We start from the raw sequence: 19,466 nt of genomic DNA on the forward strand, positions 1-19,466 counted from the left end.
ACCGGGCCTTTTTTATTGCATAAAATGGGTGGCGCGGCCCAGGGCCAGGCTTTGGGCTCTTGCATGGCCACAATAGAGACCGGTAGATCTGTTATGCTGAACAACCTCTGCGGTTAATACTTTTTGCCATGGCTGTTACCGAACTGACTCCCGATCATCTCAAACCGTTGCTCGCGCCGCTGCATGAGCGGCGCTTTGTGGTGGCTCTTAGTGGCGGCCTGGACTCGGTCGTGCTGCTCGAGCTGATGCAGCGCTTGCGCAGCGAGGGGGTTATCGCCCGTCTTTCTGCGCTGCACGTAAATCATCAGTTGAGCCCTAACGCCCTTGATTGGGAGCAGCATTGCCGGGCATTGTGCGAGCGCTGGCAGGTACCACTGGAAACGGTCCCTGTAACCCTTGATGCCCGGGGCGCAAACCTTGAGGAACAGGCTCGGGAAGCGCGCTATGAGGCGATGGCGCAACACTGTGGGGCCAACGACTGTTTCCTGTTGGCCCATCACCAGCAAGACCAGGCGGAGACCCTGCTTTACCGGTTGGTAAGAGGCAGCGGAGCGCGGGGCTTGGGTTCTATCCCGAGACGTCGGCAGCTGGGAGCGGGGGAGTTGTTGCGACCCCTGCTGGACCACAGTCGCAGCCAGTTGCTCGACTACGGAAAATCCCGCGATCTGCGCTGGGTTGAGGATGAAAGTAACCGGTCGCTGCGGTTCGATCGCAACTACTTGCGCCACCGGGTGTTGCCGGCATTTCGGCAACGATGGCCCGATATCGATTCCCGTCTGGCAAGGCAGGCTCAGCGGATGGCGGGTGACGCTGAGCTGCTGGATCAGTTGGCGGCCCTGGACCTGGCCGCGAGCCAAGTGTCGTCGCCGGACGCCTGGCTGTCCGGCTACCCCATGTTGTCGTGGCAGCCGCTTCGGGAGCAGAGTCCTTCGCGTCAGCGTAATCTGCTGCGATTCTGGCTGCGTCAGCTGGGTGTTGCGGTTCCGGGTGAGGCGCTATGCGAGCAGCTGCTAGCGTTGGCCAATAGTCGTGTCGACGCCAATCCCTGCGTACAGTGGCAAGGGTGGGAAATAAACCGCTACCGGGGTGTTTTGGTGGTTCACAAGCGCTTCGCCCCACCTGGCGAAAGCGGAACCTTTTTCTTGCGCGAGGGAGATCTGGCCCTGGTTAATAACGGTCAACTTCGCGTCCGGCAGGCATCGCTCCAGAAGCACAGGCTTTGTACCGACCTGGGTCCGCTGCGGATCGGTTATCGTTGCGACGGTTTTGAACCAGAGCGCATCAAATTGGCCGGTCGCCGGGGCAGCAAGTCCTATAAGAAGTTGATGCAGGAACAGGGCGTTCCGCCCTGGCTGCGGGATCGCTGGCCGTTGTTGATCTGCGGCACAGAGCTGGTAGCTGTGCCCTCTATCGGAGTGTTGGAAGGTTTTTCCGCCCCTTCTGAAGAGGAGGGATTCGAGCTGGTATGGCAGGTGCCAAAATGGGGTGGTTCGGATTGAGCTGGCTAGCGCCTTCTGGTATCCTGCAACCCCATCTCGAGATGCTTTGATATCTCCCTTCGCTGTCGCGGCGCCTTGCCGCTAATTTGCTATTACAGGCCTTACATGACGCACTATATCTTCGTCACCGGTGGTGTTGTTTCTTCGTTGGGGAAGGGCATTGCCGCCGCCTCGCTTGCTGCTATTCTTGAGGCCCGTGGCCTGAAGGTCACCATGCTTAAGCTCGACCCCTACATCAACGTGGATCCTGGAACCATGAGTCCTTTTCAGCATGGAGAGGTATTTGTGACCGAGGATGGTGCCGAGACCGATCTTGATCTGGGGCATTATGAGCGCTTTATTCGCACCACGATGCGTCAGGGTAATAATTTCACCACCGGACGTGTCTATGAGCACGTGTTGCGGAAGGAGCGCCGTGGAGACTATCTCGGCGGGACCGTGCAGGTCATTCCTCATATTACCGATGAGATCAAGCGCCGGGTTATAGCCGGTGCGGGCGACGCGGACGTAGCGCTGGTAGAGATCGGCGGCACCGTGGGTGATATCGAGTCCCAACCCTTTCTGGAGGCGGTGCGACAGCTTAAGGTCGAGCTGGGTTATAACCGCGCCATGCTGATGCACCTGACTCTGGTGCCTTACATCGCAACGGCCGGCGAAACCAAAACCAAGCCTACCCAGCACTCGGTCAAAGAGTTGCGTTCGATAGGTTTGCAGCCCGATATTCTAGTGTGCCGTAGCGATCACCACATCGACCGTTCCTCCCGCCGAAAGATCTCCCTGTTTACCAACGTGGAGGAGCAAGCGGTTATCTCCCTTGAGGATGCCGACACCATTTATCGTATCCCCTCTATGTTGCATAACCAGGGGGTAGATTCGCTGGTGGTTAAGCGTTTCCATCTCGAATGTAACGAGGCTGACCTGAGCGAATGGGATGCCGTACTCGACGCTGAGCTGAATCCGGAACACGAAGTGACCGTGGCTATGGTTGGCAAGTATATGGAGCTGTTGGATGCGTACAAATCGCTGATCGAGGCGATGAAGCACGCGGGCCTCAAAGCTCGCACTAAGGTGAAGCTCAAGTACATCGACTCCGAACAGATCGAACAGGAGGGGCTCGGACTGCTGGAAGGCGCTGACGCGATCCTTGTGCCCGGTGGGTTCGGTCATCGAGGGGTCGAAGGCAAGATTCTGGCGGCGCGTTATGCCCGCGAAAACAAAGTCCCCTATTTGGGGATCTGTCTCGGCATGCAAGTGGCCGTGGTCGAGTATGCGCGCCATATGGCGGGTCTCGATGGTGCCAATAGTACCGAGTTTGGACAAAATCTGGATCACCCGGTTATAGGTTTGATTACCGAGTGGACCACCTCCTCAGGTGATGTAGAGCAACGAGCCAAAGATTCGGATCTGGGCGGGACCATGCGCCTGGGCAGCCAGCAGTGCAACCTGACCTCGGGCTCTCGCTCTTATGAGGCCTATGGCAGCAATGTAATTGCTGAGCGCCATCGTCACCGCTACGAAGTGAACAACAATTACGTTAAACAGCTTGAGGCTGCAGGGCTGATGATTGCCGGACGTTCGGCGGATAACTCCTTGGTGGAAATTGTGGAGGTGCCTGATCACCCCTGGTACGTAGCGTGTCAGTTCCATCCTGAATTTACCTCAACTCCTCGCGATGGACACCCTCTATTCACCGGTTTTGTGAAGGCTGCGTTGGCTCAGCAGAAGGATGCTCAAGCATGAGTCGGTCCGTTGCGCAAAAAGTAATTCGTGTCGGAGATATCCAGATCTCCAACGAGCTGCCCTTTGCCTTGCTAGGCGGCATGAACGTACTCGAGTCTCGTGATCTTGCGATGCAGGTGGCGGAAGCTTACGTGGAAGTGACCGGCAAGTTGGGCATTCCTTATGTGTTCAAGGCCTCTTTTGACAAGGCTAATCGCTCTTCGATTAACTCCTATCGAGGACCTGGGCTGGAGGAGGGCTTGAAGATCTTGCAGGAGATCAAGCAGCAGTTCTCCGTGCCGGTCATCACCGATGTGCATGAACCCGCACAGTGCCAGGCGGCGGCCGAGGTTGCCGATATTATTCAGTTGCCGGCGTTTTTGTCGCGTCAGACCGACCTGGTGATGGCGATGGCGAAGACCGATGCGGTTATTAATATCAAGAAGGCCCAGTTCCTTGCCCCTCGTGAAATGCAGCATATTCTCACTAAGTGCGAAGAGGCGGGTAATGATCGCCTGATGCTATGTGAGCGCGGCAGTAGTTTCGGTTATAACAATCTCGTCGTCGATATGCTTGGTTTCGGCCTGATGAAAACCTTTGGTTACCCGGTGGTGTTCGACGTGACGCACTCGTTACAGATGCCGGGAGGCCGCAGCGATAGCGCTGGAGGTCGTCGAGCCCAGGTAGCCGAGCTGGGACGCGCCGGCATGAGTCAGGGGCTGGCAGGATTGTTTCTTGAAGCCCACCCTGACCCCTCGCAAGCCAAGTGCGATGGTCCCTGTGCACTGCGGCTTGACCAGCTCGAACCCTTCCTTAAGCAAATGAAAGTGATCGATGAGGCGACCAAGAGTCTCGACCCGATCATTAACGATTAACGAATAGTCTGTTTTTACTGGAGAGATCAAAAGATGGCAGAGATTGTCGATATCAAGGCTCGTGAAATTCTCGATTCTCGGGGCAACCCCACCGTAGAAGCTGATGTTGTGCTTGCTTCTGGCACCGTTGGCCGGGCTTGCGCCCCTTCCGGAGCCTCTACTGGTTCCCGTGAAGCGCTGGAATTACGCGACGGCGACAAGTCTCGCTACCTGGGTAAGGGTGTTCGCAAGGCCGTCGAAGGTATCAATACTCGCATTCGCGAGCGACTGCTGGGTATGGATGCTGCCGCCCAGCGTGAACTCGACACCGCGATGATCGAGCTGGATGGTACCGAAAATAAAGAGGTGTTGGGTGCTAACGCCATTCTTGCGGTATCCCTGGCTGCTGCCAAAGCTGCCGCGCAGGAGAAGGGCATTCCCCTGTACCAACACATTGCGGACATTAATGGCACACCGGGCCAATACAGCATGCCGGTACCTATGATGAACATTATCAATGGTGGCGAGCACGCTGATAATAACGTGGACATTCAGGAGTTCATGATTCAGCCGGTGAAAGTCGATAGTTTTGCCGAAGCGCTGCGTGTGGGTGCCGAGATCTTCCATAGCCTGAAAAAAGTTTTGCAGCAGCGTGGGCTCAACACAGCCGTAGGCGATGAAGGCGGATTTGCACCTAACCTGCCATCGAATGAGGCTGCGTTAGAGGTTATCTCCGAGGCGGTTAGTGCTGCAGGTTACGTGCTGGGTGAAGACGTTACCCTGGCTCTTGATTGTGCGTCTTCCGAGTTTTACAAGGATGGGAATTACGATCTGGCAGGTGAGGGCAAGGTGTTCGACGCTAGTGGCTTTGCCGACTATCTGGCGGGCTTGACCGAGCGTTTCCCAATCATCTCTATCGAAGATGGTATGGATGAATCCGATTGGGCTGGCTGGAAGGTGTTGACCGACAAAATCGGTAGTAAAGTGCAGCTGGTTGGCGATGACCTGTTTGTAACGAATACTCGTATTCTTAAGCGCGGAGTTGAAGAGGGAGTCGGAAACTCGATTCTGATTAAATTCAACCAGATCGGTACTCTGTCTGAAACCCTGGACGCTATCGCTATGGCCAAACAGGGTGGTTTTACCGCGGTGATCTCTCATCGTAGTGGTGAAACTGAGGATGCCACAATCGCTGACCTGGCCGTGGGTACCGCAGCGGGCCAGATTAAAACCGGTTCGCTGTGCCGCTCCGACCGTGTTGCCAAGTATAACCAGTTGTTGCGCATCGAAGAGGAGCTTGATGGTATGGCTCCCTACCGTGGAATCGCTGAATTTAAAGCGTAAAGCATACCGTTGAGCATAGAAAAAGGGATCGAATCGATCCCTTTTTTGTGCCCGGATCATTACCCTCCGGGACACAGGGGGTGGTATGCTCATCTCTTAATTTGACCGGTAGAGGGAGTCTATCGGTATTACTTTATGGCTATTGTTGTGAGATTCCCCGTAAAAGTTGTTATTGCACTCCTCACCCTGATGTTGCTATCGCTGCAGTATCGCCTCTGGTTTGGCGAAAGCAGTCTTAGTCAGTTGCGGGAGACCGATGCTCAGATTGAGAAACAGCGGCTTGAGAATCAGCGTCTTGAGCAGCGAAACCGCGTGCTTGAGGCCGAGGTTGTAGAGCTGCAACGGGGACTGGATACTCTTGAAGAGCGTGCCCGCAGTGATTTGGGTATGGTGAAAGAGGGTGAGCAGTTTTACCTGACACCTATCGAATAGCGAGTTGGCTTGAATCAAATGACAGCGATGCCCCCCTCCTCCCCCGACGAACCCCTGCAACCCCAGCGTTTTTTTGCCGTTGTTCCCGCTGCCGGTGTCGGCAAACGCATGGGAGCCGACCGCCCCAAGCAGTATCTTGTTTTGCGGGGAAGGACGTTGATCGAACATACCCTCGAGCGGCTATGTGGTTTTACGCCGATCGAGCGAGTTATCGTAGCGCTGGCCGCAGAAGACCCTTACCGGGAGGGCATCGCCATCCTCAACAGTTCTAGGGTTTTGTGCTGTGAGGGCGGTGCCGAACGTTGTCATACGGTGCACAGTGCCTTGAACTCCCTGGCTGGTATAGCCGCCGACTCCGACTGGGTATTGGTTCACGATGTGGCTCGGCCCTGTGTGCGTGTTGAAGACCTGCAGCGACTGCTAGACCGGCTGCAGGGGCACCCGGTAGGAGGGCTATTGGGCGTGCCTGTGTGGGATACCATGAAACGGACCGCCAGTGATGACCAGGTTATTGGAACTGTAGACAGGCAACATCTGTGGCGTGCCTACACACCACAGATGTTTCGATATGGGGTGCTGCGAGATGCATTGAGTGCCGTGCTGGCGCGTGGTGAGTTGGTGACCGATGAGGCTGCGGCTATTGAGGCTGCCGGTTTGAAGCCCTTGTTGGTTGAAGGCGCACAGGACAATATCAAGGTGACCCGCCCCGAAGATCTGGCACTGGCAGAATTTTATATGGCCCAGCAAGAAGCCGGGCAGTCCTAGGAGACGAATGTGAGAATTGGCCATGGCTTTGACGTGCATCGATTCGGTGAAGGGGACCACCTGATGATAGGTGGTGTGCGGATACCCTATAGCAGGGGGGTGATGGCTCACTCCGATGGTGATGTATTGATCCACGCTCTCTGTGATGCATTGCTGGGTGCAGCAGCGCTGGGAGATATAGGCAAGCACTTTCCCGATACCGACAGTGCTTGGGCCGGCGCCGATAGTCGTGATCTTTTGCGCAGGGTGATGGAGTTGCTGGCCGATAAAGGCTTCGCGTTGGGTAATGCGGATATGACCCTGGTGGCCGAAGCACCGAAAATGGCACCTCATATTCAAGCAATGGGTGAGTGCCTTGCCAGTGATATGGGGGTTTCGCTAAACGACGTTAATATCAAGGCCACGACTACCGAAAAATTAGGTTATACGGGCCGCGGCGAAGGCATCGCAGCTCACGCAGTGGTGCTATTGCAGAGGGCTGAGTCGTGAGCGGTACCGGTCAGGATGAGATCGCGGTTGCCGTAAAGATGAGTTGGCCCCGTGCGTACGGGGGGACGGTGGCCCGTGCTCAGTTTAAACAGGAGCCGGCAGACTTTATTGTTGAGGAGCAGTTGGGGTTTGAACCCGAGGGTGAGGGGGAGCACCTGTTTTTGCAAATCCAGAAACAGGGGCACAATACCGAATGGCTGGCCCGCCAGCTCGCGAAGTGGTGCGAGGTACCTCCCCGTGATGTCTCTTTTTCAGGGCTCAAGGATCGTCAGGCGATTACCACTCAGTGGTTCGGTGTGCAGTTGCCGGGTCGCCCCGACCCTGACCTTTCCGCTTACGAGGAGGATGGACTGCGAATCCTTCAGGCTCGGCGGCACCCGCGTAAGCTGCGTCGTGGTGTGCACCGGGGAAATCGCTTCAAGATTCGGCTGCGAAACTTCAACGGCGATCGTGAGTTGGCGGAGAAGCGTTTACAGCAGATAGCGCTACAGGGTTTTCCCAACTACTTTGGCGAGCAGCGTTTTGGCTTCGATGGCGGCAACGTGGAGGAGGCGCTGCGCCTGTTTCGAGGCGAGATAAAAGTGCGCAACCGTTCGCGTCGCTCCATCTACCTGTCGGCGGCACGTTCATGGTTGTTTAATGAGGTATTAGGGACGCGCATCCAGCAGCAGAGCTGGAACCAGTATCGTGAGGGCGATGTGCCTGGTTTTTTTGGTAACCAGAGTCTGGTGCGGGCGGATCGAATTGACAGCGAGCTACTGTCCAGGTTCGCACAGTTGGAGCTCTGTGCAACCGGTCCCCTTTGGGGGCGAGGAGAGCTCTCTACCCAGGGCGAAGTGGCAACTATGGAGGCGCGTTTGGCTGCCCTGCAGCCACAACTGTGCGCCGGCCTTGAGGCAGCAGGGATGAAGCAGGAGCGTCGTCGCCTGGTTGCGTTGGCTGCATCGCTGCAGTGGGATTTTGAAGGGGATGATCTGTTGCTCGGCTTTGAGCTGGCCAGCGGCGGTTACGCAACGGCGCTACTGCGCGAATTAGTCGATACGGAGTAAGCGGCGACGAATGTTAATTTTATTGTCGAATGATGATGGTGTGTTTGCCCCCGGACTTAAGGCATTGCACGCCTGTGTAAGTGCAGACCATGAGTGCGTGGTGGTGGCACCCGACCGGGACCGTAGTGGCGCGAGTAGCTCTTTGACCCTCGATCGGCCGCTGCGCTGGGCCGAACAGGACAACGGTTTTACCAGTATTAATGGCACCCCCACCGATTGCGTTCATCTGGCGCTCAACGGTCTTCTGGATGAGTCCCCGGAGATGGTGATGTCGGGTATCAATCTGGGGGCAAACCTGGGTGACGACGTACTTTATTCTGGAACGGTCGCTGCGGCATTGGAGGGGCGGTTTCTCTCGCGTCCGGCACTGGCGCTGTCGCTCTGTTCGCGCTCGACGGTGCATCTGTCGACAGCGCAGCACGTTATCAGCGAGATGATGAAAAATATTGAGCAGCTGGTGCTGCCTTCGCGTAGCATCCTCAATATTAACATTCCGGATCTGCCGCTAAATCAGCTCAAGGGGATGCTGTTGACCCGACTCGGACATCGAGCTCGGGCGGCACGGCCGGTACGGGTCACCGACCCGCGAGGTAACGAGGGTTACTGGATATCGGTGGTCGGAAAGGGCGAAGATGCGGGCGAAGGTACCGATTTTCACGCGGTTAAGGCGGGGTATGTGTCGGTGACCCCCTTACGAATAGATAAAACACATTATGATGCGTTCTCCGATGTGGAGAATTGGTTGGGAGATATGCAATGAATGACGTGGACCTGCGGGGGATCGGAATGACCTCCCAGCGCACACGGGACCGGCTGATCCAGCGGTTACGGGACGAAGGGATTCACAGTACAGCGGTACTGGATGTGATTCGTAATATTCCGCGCCATATTTTTGTGGATGAAGCGCTGTCCCATCGAGCGTACGAGGATACCGCGCTCCCGATTGGTTATGGCCAGACCCTGTCTCAACCCTATATCGTTGCTCGCATGACCGAACTCTTGCTCGCCGATGGTCCATGCCCGCGAGTATTGGAGATCGGTACAGGGTCGGGCTATCAAACCTGCGTGTTAGCGCAGATGGTGGAGCAGTTGTTCAGTGTTGAGCGTATTCGTCCGCTACAGGATAAAGCACGCCAGCGGCTGCGTACTTTGAAGCTGCACAACGTCCAGTTAAAGCACGCGGATGGAGGTATGGGATGGCCGGAGCAGGGACCCTTTGATGGTATTTTGGTAACAGCGGCTCCAGAATCGGTGCCGCAGGAGCTGATTGAACAGCTAGCTATTGGGGGGCGGCTGGTTATTCCCGTTGGCGGCGGCGAGCAGCAAGAGCTGCTGCTGATCCAGAAAAACGAAGAGGGCGTTAGCGTCGAAAAGGTCGAACCCGTTCGCTTTGTTCCACTACTCGCTGGCGCAATCCGCTAGAACGCAGGAATTAGATCATCAATGGATAGTTGGCAACAAAGACTCTCACTCTTCGCCAAGGGTATGACAATGGGGGCGGCGGATGTGGTGCCCGGAGTCTCCGGTGGCACTATGGCACTGATTACCGGGGTGTACGATCGCCTGCTCGAAGGCTTGAGCCGTATCGATGGCCAGGCGATAGGGTTATTGGGCAGGGGGCAGATCGCAGAGCTTTGGCGTTATGTGGATGGCACCTTCCTGCTCACCCTGTTTAGTGGAGTGTTGCTGAGTATTCTCTCCCTGGCGCGCCTCATCACACACCTGTTACAGGCGTACCCTGTATTGGTCTGGTCTTTCTTTTTCGGCCTGATTTTGGTGTCGGCATTTTATGTGGGTCGCAGTCTTGATCGATGGACACCTGCGGCATGGGGAATGCTGCTGCTGGGTGCAGTGGTGGCCTGGGTTATTACCGTTGCCCACCCATTACAGCTACAAGCGGATCTGCCGACGTTGTTTATGGCAGGGGCAATTGCGGTCTGTGCGATGATACTGCCCGGCATATCGGGCAGCTTTATCTTGCTGTTGATGGGGCTCTATGGGCCGGTAATGTCGGCGATCAAGGGCTTTGACTTTACCGTTTTGGCGACCGTTGCCGGGGGCTGCGTGGTTGGCCTATTGAGCTTTTCGAGGGTATTGAACTGGCTGCTACACCATTATCATAGAGCTACGATGGCGTTTCTTTGTGGTTTGATGTTGGGGTCGTTAAATAAAGTGTGGCCCTGGAAGGAGACGCTGAGTGTACGAATAAACAGTGCCGGGGAGACGGTTCCGCTGTTGCAGCGTAATCTCCTGCCGGGTCAGTACGAGGTAACGCTCGGGGAAAGCGGCTATGTGTTTGAATCGGTAGGACTGATGCTCTTTGCGGTGGTGCTGGTGCTGGCCATAACTCGGCTGGCGGGGAGTTCGAAAACAGCGCATTGAGTCAATTTGACCCACTATTCAATGGTGGTAACTTAATAAGGCGATGACTTTTGATTTCGATCAAAGAGATACAGATTTTTTTTAGACTTATTTTTCCCCCTTTTTTGCCTTATATGTAAAAAAGGAATAAAAAAGACGTTGAGGCGTCCTTCGACCATAAGCGGGAATACGCGTTGACCGGGATTCACACACAGGCCATGCTCAAGGTTGTTTTGTCATCGGGAGCGTTGATAAAAGCGTTGCCGCTGGCGGTGATTTTGCTGTTGAGCGGGTGTGCCAGCGACGCTCCTTATGCCCCGGTTAGTGATCGTACCAAGCCCCCCGAGGTGACCTGGGGTTATCATCTGGTGCGCCCCGGCGAAACCCTCTACTCGATCGCGTGGCGCTATGGCAGGGACTTTCAGGAGTTAGCAAACGCCAACAACATTCGAGCGCCCTATACGATCTATCCCAAGCAAAAACTTTCTCTGTATACGCCGGGTACCCGCAGCGTGCGAAAGTCTTCTTCTTCCAAGCCCAAAGCATCCCCTCCGAAGAGGAAGGTGAGTGTGCGTCCTAAAGTTGCCCCCCAATCCACCGTTAGCAAAAGCTCAGCGGTTAAAAGTTCGGGGCCGGTAAAGTGGCGTTGGCCGAGTCGGGGAAAGGTGATCCAGTACTACAGTACAGCGGGGAAGCTTAACAAGGGTATTGATATCGGCGGCAAATTAGGCGAGCCTGTTAACTCTGCGGCTCCGGGGCGAGTCGTTTACGCCGGTAGCGGTCTGTTAGGGTATGGCAGGTTGGTTATCGTGAAACACAACAGTACCTATTTAAGCGCCTACGCACACAATAGTAAGGTGCTGGTAAAGGAGGGAGATAGCGTTACAGTCGGCCAGAAAATTGCTGAGATAGGATCGTCGGGGACTAATCGGGAAAAGCTGCATTTTGAAATAAGAAAAAACGGCAAACCGGTCAATCCACTGCAATATCTGCCGAAGAGATAGTGACAACCCTGGGTTAGCGGGAGTGCTAGCCATTAATACAAACGATTAACGTCGATAAGGTATAGGGCTATGAGGATGTCAGTGAAAAGGGAAGATGGGGATGTTGTCGAGGCCAAGGCCAAGGCTAAGACTAAACAAAAAGCCGTATCAAGCAAGGCAGCAAAGTCTAACGCTAGCGGAAAGACAGTGAAAGCGGTCGCTCGACCGCAACCGCGCACCTCTCGTCGTGTCAGCGATGATGATAAATTCTACAAGAGTCTGGATGCTACCCAGATCTATCTAAATGAGATCGGTTTTTCACCGCTATTGACTCCGGAAGAGGAGGTGTATTTTTCACGCCTTGCCATAAAGGGAGAAGAGTCGGGCCGGCGGCGAATGATTGAAAGTAATTTGCGTCTGGTGGTGAAAATATCCCGTCGTTATGCCAATCGTGGCTTGACCCTGCTTGATCTAATCGAGGAGGGAAATCTCGGTCTGATCCGGGCGGTGGAAAAATTTGACCCTGAACGAGGGTTTCGCTTTTCGACCTACGCCACCTGGTGGATTCGGCAAACTATCGAGCGGGCGATCATGAATCAGACCCGCACCATTCGGCTGCCGATTCACGTAGTGAAAGAGCTTAACGTGTATCTGCGTGCCGCGCGTGAACTTACCCAAAAGCTGGATCATGAACCACGGCCAGAAGAGATCGCGGAGCTATTGGATAAGCCCGTCGCCGATGTAAAACGAATGCTTGGGCTCAATGAGCGCGTGACCTCGGTGGATACTCCGCTGGGGCCTGATTCTGATAAGTCCGTTCTTGATACGATTTCGGATCAACGTGAGGCCAACCCGGCCGAGCTGCTGCAAAGCAGCGATCTGAATGACAGCATTGATCGTTGGCTTGAGGAGCTATCCGAGAAGCAGCGTGAAGTGGTTGCGCGGCGTTTTGGCTTGCGGGGACACGAAACCTGCACCCTGGAAGAGGTGGGGCGTGAAATTGGCTTGACCCGGGAGCGCGTGCGCCAAATTCAGGTTGAAGCACTTAAGCGTCTGCGGGTGATCATGGAAAAGCAGGGGCTGAGTAGCGAGGCACTGTTTCAAGACTAACTGCAGGCTTTGTTGTTAGTTGGCTGAAATTGAGCGAAGAGGTTTGCCGCTTGATATAAATAAAAAGGGCAGCGATTAAGCTGCCCTTTTTTGTGGATGCCCGTTAGGCGCGCTTAGCGCTCGAGGTATTTCAGCTTTCCTTCTACCCCATCCCACTCTTCGGCGTCGGCCGGAGCCTCTTTCTTCTCGGTAATGTTGTCCCAGACTTCAGCCAGTTCGGCATTGAGCTCGGTAAACTCTTGCTGGTCCTCCGGCACCTCATCCTCTGAAAAAATTGCATTGGCTGGGCACTCGGGCTCGCATAACGCGCAGTCGATGCATTCGTCAGGGTGGATTACAAGAAAATTGGGTCCTTCGTAAAAGCAGTCGACAGGGCAAACCTCGACGCAGTCGGTGTACTTGCACTTGATGCAGTTGTCGGTAACCACGAATGTCATGGGTTTTGTTCTCCAGTCAGGCTGTATAGGGGTATTTGCGCCATAGTGTAGCAGGAGTTGAGTGCGCTTTTAAGCCATTACCTACAAGCGCGAGCGCAGCTCATAAAGCAGCTCCAGCGCCTGCCTGGGGGTCAGGTTGTCGGGGTCGAGCTGCTGCAACTCATCGACAACCGGGTGGGGCATCGGCGTGGCGAAAAGGTCGTTCTGGCGAGGGGCTGGTTCCGCAGCGGTTGCCGCTGAGGGCTCGACGAACTGCTCTCGCTCCAATAGTGTCAGCTTTTGGCGGGCATCGTTGATTACCTGCCGTGGAACACCAGCAAGTTGGGCGACCTGCAAGCCATAGCTTTGGCTCGCGGGGCCTTCGTTAACGGTGTGCAGAAACACGATACGGTCTTCATGCTCGGTAGCATTCAGGTGTACGTTCGCAACTCCGGGAATCAGCTCGGGCAGTGCGGTTAACTCAAAGTAGTGGGTGGCGAAAAGGGTGAATGCCTTCACCTCGTTGGCCAGGTGGGATGCGGCCGCCCAGGCAAGGGATAGTCCATCGAAAGTGCTGGTGCCTCGCCCCACCTCGTCCATTAACACCAGGCTGTTGTCGGTGGCGTTGTTGAGAATGTTGGCGGTTTCGGTCATCTCCACCATAAAGGTAGAGCGGCCCCCGGCCAGGTCATCGGACGAGCCGATACGGGTGAAGATGCGGTCAATCGGCCCTAGTTTCAGTCTCCCTGCAGGTACATAGCTGCCAATACAGGCGAGTAATACGATCAGCGCGGTTTGCCGCATATAGGTCGACTTACCACCCATGTTGGGTCCGGTTATCATCAGCATGCGACGCTGAGTGTTCATGGTGACGCCGTTGGCAACAAAGGGCTCGTCGAGTACCTGCTCTACCACGGGGTGACGTCCCTCCTCAATCATAATTCCCGGTGCCTGGCTAAATTCCGGGCGCACCAGGTTGAGGTTGTCGGCACGTTCTGCAAGATTGTTGAGCACGTCGAGCTCCGCTAACGCCTGGGCACTCTCCTGTAGCGGTGCAAGGTGCTCGAGAAGTTGGTCGAGCAGCTGTTCGTAGAGGAGCTTCTCGCGCGCCAGCGCCCGGCTTTTGCTGCTTAGTGCCTTATCTTCAAATATTTTTAGCTCGGGGGTTATAAAGCGCTCGGCGTTTTTCAGGGTCTGGCGGCGAATATATTCCGCGGGGGCCTTATCCGATTGTGAACGGCTGATCTCTATGTAGTAACCGTGCACGCGGTTGTAGCCGACCTTGAGTGAGGAAAGCCCGCACTTTTCGCGCTCCCGTACTTCCATATCCAATAGATACTGGCCAGCGTTTTCGCTGATACCGCGTAGTTCGTCCAGTTCGCTATCGTACCCACTGGCGATGACCCCACCATCACGGATAACCACGGGAGGATTATCAATGATGGCACACTGCAGTCGTTCGACCAGTGCCGGATATTCGGTGATCTGGGTCGCGAGTGCAGTTATGGCTTCGCTGTCGATTCCAGCGAGCTGGCGCTGGAGGTCGGGCAGTGTAGCAAGGGCATCACGCAACCTTGCCAGGTCCCGGGGGCGAGCAGAACGCAGTCCAACCCGGGCGAGTATTCGTTCAATGTCGCCAATCTGTTTGAGCAACCCCTGCGCCGACTCGTAACGGTAGTTATCGAGCAGGGCGGCAATGGCATCCTGTCGGCGCTGTAGTTGGGTCATATTTCGCAACGGGCGGTTTAACCAGCGTCCGAGCATTCGGCTGCCCATGGCGGTGGAGGTGTTGTCCATCACCGAGGCCAGGGTATTGTCTCGGCCCCCCGTGAGGTTGGTGTCAATTTCCAGATTACGGCGGCTGGCAGCATCGAGGATCACGCTGTCCTCGTGATTGACATGGGCGAGGCTTCGCAGGTGAGGCAGTGCAGTGCGTTGGGTCTCTTTGGCGTAGTGCAGCAAGCAGCCCGCCGCCTCGATTCCCAACACCAAATTATCACAGCCGAAGCCCTGCAGGTTTTTTACCTTAAACTGCTGGCACAGCGCCTGATGAGCAGAATCAAATTCGAAATCCCAGGGCGCGCGTTTTCGCAGGCCCTTTCGGTTTTGCAGCCAGATGGGCAGGATCAGCTCATCACAGATCAGGAGTTCCGCAGGATTCAGGCGCTGAAGTTCGGCCTGCACCGCCTCTTCTCCCTCCAGCTCGCTGACCTGGAATCGACCACTACTGATATCCAGTATGGCGAGTCCATAGCCGTTATTGCGCTGCTGCAGAGCGCCCAGAAGGGTGTCCTTGCGCTCTTCCATCAGCGCTTCGTCGGTCAGTGTGCCGGGGGTGATGACCCGCACGACCTGACGTTCTACGGGTCCCTTACTGGTGGCAGGATCGCCGGTCTGTTCGCAGATCGCGACCGATACACCCTGGCGAACCAGACGAGCCAGATAGCCGTCGGCCGCGTGGTAGGGAATGCCGGCCATGGGAATAGGCTCGCCAGCGGACTGGCCCCGTGCTGTAAGGGTGATATCGAGCAGTGCGGCTGCCCGGCGAGCATCCTCGTAGAAAAGCTCATAAAAATCACCCATACGATAGAACACTAGCTCATCGCGGTGTTGCTGTTTAATGCGCAGGTATTGCTGCATCATGGGCGTGTGAGTTGTCTGTGCGTCTTTGACCGCTGCCATGGGGGGCGAATCTCTCCGGCTACAACGAGGAATAGGGAATTAACGGGAGCATAATTCTACGTGATAATGGCGAGGGTGAGAAATGATCGGTGCGTTAATTGATTGCGGAGGCGAGGTATGGAGTCACAGGCTCAACAGATACTGATGTTGGCGCAAAAGCTGGGCGGGGTTCTGGACGAGGCGGGAGCGGTGCTGGCTACTGCCGAATCCTGCACTGGTGGCGGGATCGCCTGTGCGATTACCGAAGTCGCGGGAAGCTCAGCCTGGTTCGATGCGGGGTTTGTGACCTACTCTAACGCCGCCAAACGGGCGATGCTGGGAGTGAGAGAGGAGACGTTGCAGCGCTTTGGTGCTGTCAGTGAAGCGGTGGTGCTGGAGATGGTCGCGGGGGCGTTAGAGCGCTCGGTCGCTAGCGTTGCGGTGTCGGTCAGTGGCGTCGCGGGCCCCGCTGGGGGGAGCGAGGATAAACCGGTGGGTACGGTGTGGATCGCGTGGCAGCTGCGCGGGCAGGCCGGGGTCGCTCGGCTTTGTGCGTTTTCAGGAGACCGCCGATCTGTGCGTGAACAGGCCGTCATCGCCGCACTGGAAGGTGTTTTTGCGCAGGTGTGTCGCTAAAAGCGACAGGCCAAAAGCGAGGGGCTAGGCAACCATCAAAGACTATGGTTTAATACTGTTCATCTATACAGTAAAATGAATTTCGTGAAGCGCTCAGATATCTATATCTGCCGATCGATACTCAACCACAACCTGATTACATTCCGAATATATCCGGACCAAAGAGGTGCCAGTAATGGATCAAAATAAGCAGAAAGCGTTAAGTGCAGCACTAAGCCAGATTGAACGTCAATTCGGTAAGGGCTCAGTGATGCGCATGGGTGATCACGAGCGCGAAGCGATTCCAGCCATCTCCACCGGTTCACTGGGACTGGATATAGCCCTCGGTATTGGCGGGCTCCCGAAAGGGAGGATATGCGAAATTTATGGCCCCGAAAGCTCGGGCAAGACTACCTTAACCCTTCAGGTTGTTGCAGAGGCACAGAAGCAAGGAGCCACTTGCGCGTTCGTTGATGCGGAGCATGCGTTGGATCCAGATTACGCGGGCAAGCTGGGTGTGGATGTTGATAACCTGTATGTTTCTCAGCCTGATACCGGCGAGCAGGCGTTGGAGATCACCGATATGTTGGTGCGCTCCAATGCGGTGGACGTCATCATTGTTGACTCGGTAGCGGCGTTGACACCAAAGGCTGAAATCGAAGGTGAGATGGGCGATCACCATGTGGGTCTGCAGGCACGCCTGATGTCGCAAGCGCTGCGAAAAATTACGGGCAATATTAAAAACGCTAACTGCCTGGTCATTTTCATTAACCAAATTCGCATGAAAATTGGTGTGATGTTTGGTAACCCCGAAACCACAACAGGCGGTAATGCGCTGAAGTTTTACTCTTCTGTGCGTCTCGATATCCGCCGAACCGGAGCGGTCAAGCAGGGTGAAGAGGTCATTGGTAACGAAACCCGGGTCAAGGTGGTTAAGAATAAGGTATCCCCGCCCTTCAAACAGGCGGAGTTCCAGATTCTTTATGGTCAGGGGATCTACCACATGGGCGAGGTGATCGACCTCGGTGTTAAGCTGGGGTTAGTGGACAAGGCGGGTGCCTGGTACTCCTACAAAGGTGACAAGATCGGCCAGGGCAAAGCCAACTCGGCCCAATTCCTGGAAGACAACCCCGCAATGGCGAAGGAGATTGAAGACCAGATCCGGCTCCACTTTGATATTCCTTCTAGCGGTGTTGCCGCCACCAGTGAAAAGGATAAAGATAAAAACAGTGCTAAAGCGAAAACCAAAGATAAAGACGAACCCATCGAGATCTAAGCGTTCGCCATGAGTGAAGGTGGAGATATTCGTCGTGCGGCTATGAACCTGCTGGCGCGCCGTGAACACTCCCAGCAAGAGCTCCGGGAAAAGCTGCAACGTCGCTTTGCCCCGGAGCTGATCGATACTGAAATCTCCCGTCTTGCCGACGAAAGCCTGCAGAGCGACCAGCGCTTTGTAGAAAGCTTTGTGCGCAGCCGACTTTCCAAATATCAGGGTCCCGCCCGTATCCGCGGCGAATTACGCCAAAGAGGGGTAGATGAGCAGCTCTATGACCAGATGCTGGCAGATAATCCGGTAGATTGGTTTTCCCTGTTGGCAGAGCTTAACCAGAAAAAATATGGTGAGCAGCCCCCGCTGGATGCTGCCGAGAAGGCCCGCCGCATCCGCTTCTTTCAATACCGAGGATTTAATTTCGAGCAGATTAATACGGTTGTTGACTGAAATTGCTGCTGCCAGCTCGACGGGGTGGCAGCTCTACTGTTTGGAGTGTGATTGACTCGAATAGGGAATCGGGGGATTACCGGTGCTGACCCAATTAATCTGAACGCGTTCTGGGGTGCAATGTGGGGCTAGCGGAGATAGCGGGTTTTGTTTTAGGGTGATTACATTTTCTGGATTAAAGAAGCTAATGTATCAGCCGCGTAGAGGCAAGCACTGAGAGGCAAGTTCAGGCAGGAGAGAAGGGGAGCTTCCAGTTAGGCTTTGGCCCTGATAATGTCGGAAAAATCATCGCGGTAAGCTGCTAGGCTATTCTCATTTCTGTTTTGTGAAAACAGAAATCAAGCTATCGGGTCTCTGTTTCTTGTTTGGTACTGTAGCGGGATGTGACTAATGTTGAATCTATTCGCAAATATTTTCGGCCGCGCGGACGAAATTACCTCGAAATTGCCGGCAGCATTGGTCGGAACTGCGATCGAGCGTGCGGTCGATGGTACCGATCCCCGTTTGCGAATGGTGCCTAGGTACGCCAAAAAACTGAAGAAGCCCGTTCTATACGCAGCGGATTATATTATCGATATGATCGATAGCTTGCCGGAACCCTCTGTGGTTAGCCAAAAGACACTGGCTTCTGATCCTGCGCTGTCTGCTCTGTTTTATTCCCCCGAGGGTATGGGCAAAATTGTGAGTTGTGATCCGGCGATGCGAGAGTTTCGCGAGTTGAACCCGCTGTGGTCCGGGCCTGTCACGGCACTTTTAGTCGCTAATAGAATTGAGAAGCGAGGCTTCGGCTATGCACAGGTGGGGGAGCTGGTGATCCGTGATGTTCCCCGGACGACCGTGGGCTTCGAGGAGCACCGTTTTCTTGAGCCTGCTGTCAAAGAGCAGGATACACGGTTCCAGTTAAAGCGGCGGGCCTTTGACTATCTGTTGTCGGTAGCGCTAAGCCAGCTTACGGAGCGCAAGGATGAACGCGCCTCGTTGACCGGTCATAAAGCACTGTTACGCAGCAAGCTCAATATTATTCAGCGCGGAGGGGGATTTGGCCAGAGCGCTGATGCCGGAGAGCAGGTGAAGTTGCAGGAGCGGCTGAAGGAAACCGAGTCACAGTTAGCAGCACTTGGCGCTTCCGAAGACGTACTGACCGACAACCTAGCCATAGTGATCGATGTTCTTCGTAACGCCGAAAGCCATCTTTGGCTGGAGCAAAAGTCGTTGTGCATCGACAAGCTATACATCGTGCATGACAAGCCCAGCGCTGCCGCGCCGAAGATCCTTTTCAATGATTGCCATAATAGTGAAGGTCGACAGATTACCCTGCGGATGGTCGATATTGAGCTCGAATAGAAAGGTTAGTGGACATCCGCAGGAGATTAGCGTCGGTGGTGGCAATGTTTACCTATGCCCTCCAGTCCACTGGTAGCCCGGGGGCATTATTATGTTGAGATCGGT

At 55.2% G+C, this 19,466-nt stretch carries 19 protein-coding genes; 17 read left to right on the plus strand and 2 right to left on the minus strand.

The window, feature by feature from the left end; translation table 11 throughout:
• Positions 1-128 precede the first annotated feature (128 nt).
• The 13 genes from tilS (at position 129) to rpoS (ending at position 12,605) form a co-directional block, all read left to right on the plus strand.
• On the plus strand, positions 129-1,499 hold the full coding sequence (gene tilS / locus ACP3PW_RS14035) for a tRNA lysidine(34) synthetase TilS (RefSeq protein WP_426417357.1): 1,371 nt from the start codon (positions 129-131) through the stop codon (positions 1,497-1,499).
• Between the two features lie 105 nt (positions 1,500-1,604).
• Positions 1,605-3,239, plus strand: a complete 1,635-nt coding sequence (locus ACP3PW_RS14040; RefSeq protein WP_426417358.1) for a CTP synthase — start codon at positions 1,605-1,607, stop codon at positions 3,237-3,239.
• The gene (kdsA, locus tag ACP3PW_RS14045; protein ID WP_426417359.1) at positions 3,236-4,093 is read left to right on the plus strand and encodes a 3-deoxy-8-phosphooctulonate synthase; all 858 of its coding nucleotides are present in this window, start codon (positions 3,236-3,238) and stop codon (positions 4,091-4,093) included. Before ACP3PW_RS14040 ends, kdsA begins: the two co-directional genes overlap by 4 nt.
• A gap of 33 nt (positions 4,094-4,126) precedes the next feature.
• Positions 4,127-5,416: a phosphopyruvate hydratase gene (gene eno / locus ACP3PW_RS14050; protein ID WP_426417360.1), complete on the plus strand. Its 1,290-nt coding sequence runs from the start codon at positions 4,127-4,129 to the stop codon at positions 5,414-5,416.
• A gap of 147 nt (positions 5,417-5,563) precedes the next feature.
• Complete coding sequence (locus ACP3PW_RS14055) at positions 5,564-5,848, plus strand: septum formation initiator family protein (protein WP_426417361.1); 285 nt, start codon at positions 5,564-5,566, stop codon at positions 5,846-5,848.
• Positions 5,849-5,866: 18 nt separating this feature from the next.
• Positions 5,867-6,613, plus strand: coding sequence for a 2-C-methyl-D-erythritol 4-phosphate cytidylyltransferase (gene ispD / locus ACP3PW_RS14060; RefSeq protein WP_426417387.1), 747 nt, complete (start codon positions 5,867-5,869; stop codon positions 6,611-6,613).
• A 9-nt stretch (positions 6,614-6,622) separates the two neighbouring features.
• Entirely contained in the window at positions 6,623-7,102 is a 480-nt protein-coding gene (gene ispF, locus ACP3PW_RS14065; protein WP_426417362.1) for a 2-C-methyl-D-erythritol 2,4-cyclodiphosphate synthase, read from the plus strand.
• A complete protein-coding gene (gene truD, locus ACP3PW_RS14070) occupies positions 7,099-8,151 on the plus strand; it encodes a tRNA pseudouridine(13) synthase TruD (RefSeq protein ID WP_426417363.1) in 1,053 nt (350 codons plus the stop codon). The genes ispF and truD overlap by 4 nt, the downstream gene beginning before the upstream one ends.
• 10 nt (positions 8,152-8,161) lie before the next feature.
• Positions 8,162-8,911, plus strand: a complete 750-nt coding sequence (gene surE, locus ACP3PW_RS14075) for a 5'/3'-nucleotidase SurE (RefSeq protein WP_426417364.1) — start codon at positions 8,162-8,164, stop codon at positions 8,909-8,911.
• Positions 8,908-9,573: a protein-L-isoaspartate(D-aspartate) O-methyltransferase gene (locus tag ACP3PW_RS14080; RefSeq protein WP_426417365.1), complete on the plus strand. Its 666-nt coding sequence runs from the start codon at positions 8,908-8,910 to the stop codon at positions 9,571-9,573. Before surE ends, ACP3PW_RS14080 begins: the two co-directional genes overlap by 4 nt.
• Before the next feature lie 21 nt (positions 9,574-9,594).
• Positions 9,595-10,533, plus strand: coding sequence for a DUF368 domain-containing protein (locus ACP3PW_RS14085; protein ID WP_426417366.1), 939 nt, complete (start codon positions 9,595-9,597; stop codon positions 10,531-10,533).
• 173 nt (positions 10,534-10,706) lie between these two features.
• On the plus strand, positions 10,707-11,516 hold the full coding sequence (locus ACP3PW_RS14090; RefSeq protein ID WP_426417367.1) for a peptidoglycan DD-metalloendopeptidase family protein: 810 nt from the start codon (positions 10,707-10,709) through the stop codon (positions 11,514-11,516).
• Between the two features lie 75 nt (positions 11,517-11,591).
• Positions 11,592-12,605 carry an RNA polymerase sigma factor RpoS gene (gene rpoS / locus ACP3PW_RS14095; RefSeq protein ID WP_426417368.1) on the plus strand — a complete coding sequence of 338 codons (1,014 nt, stop codon included), beginning with the start codon at positions 11,592-11,594 and terminating at the stop codon, positions 12,603-12,605.
• Positions 12,606-12,718: 113 nt separating this feature from the next.
• Here the strand turns inward: rpoS and fdxA are convergent, their stop codons facing one another.
• Both fdxA and mutS read right to left on the minus strand, forming a co-directional pair.
• Entirely contained in the window at positions 12,719-13,042 is a 324-nt protein-coding gene (fdxA, locus tag ACP3PW_RS14100; protein WP_426417369.1) for a ferredoxin FdxA, read from the minus strand.
• Between the two features lie 81 nt (positions 13,043-13,123).
• Positions 13,124-15,703 carry a DNA mismatch repair protein MutS gene (gene mutS, locus ACP3PW_RS14105; RefSeq protein ID WP_426417370.1) on the minus strand — a complete coding sequence of 860 codons (2,580 nt, stop codon included), beginning with the start codon at positions 15,701-15,703 and terminating at the stop codon, positions 13,124-13,126.
• A gap of 117 nt (positions 15,704-15,820) precedes the next feature.
• Here mutS and ACP3PW_RS14110 point away from each other — a divergent pair, with 117 nt between their 5' ends.
• The 4 genes from ACP3PW_RS14110 (at position 15,821) to ACP3PW_RS14125 (ending at position 19,361) form a co-directional block, all read left to right on the plus strand.
• On the plus strand, positions 15,821-16,318 hold the full coding sequence (locus ACP3PW_RS14110; RefSeq protein WP_426417371.1) for a nicotinamide-nucleotide amidohydrolase family protein: 498 nt from the start codon (positions 15,821-15,823) through the stop codon (positions 16,316-16,318).
• 175 nt (positions 16,319-16,493) lie between these two features.
• Positions 16,494-17,573 (plus strand): recombinase RecA, encoded by a 1,080-nt coding sequence (gene recA / locus ACP3PW_RS14115; protein ID WP_426417372.1) that lies wholly within the window; start codon positions 16,494-16,496, stop codon positions 17,571-17,573.
• Between the two features lie 9 nt (positions 17,574-17,582).
• Positions 17,583-18,017, plus strand: coding sequence for a regulatory protein RecX (locus tag ACP3PW_RS14120; protein ID WP_426417373.1), 435 nt, complete (start codon positions 17,583-17,585; stop codon positions 18,015-18,017).
• Positions 18,018-18,407: 390 nt separating this feature from the next.
• Positions 18,408-19,361, plus strand: coding sequence for a hypothetical protein (locus tag ACP3PW_RS14125; RefSeq protein WP_426417374.1), 954 nt, complete (start codon positions 18,408-18,410; stop codon positions 19,359-19,361).
• Positions 19,362-19,466 lie beyond the last annotated feature (105 nt).

It is taken from the genome of Aestuariirhabdus sp. LZHN29 (assembly GCF_049985285.1).
Taxonomy (GTDB): Bacteria; Pseudomonadota; Gammaproteobacteria; order Pseudomonadales; family Aestuariirhabdaceae; genus Aestuariirhabdus.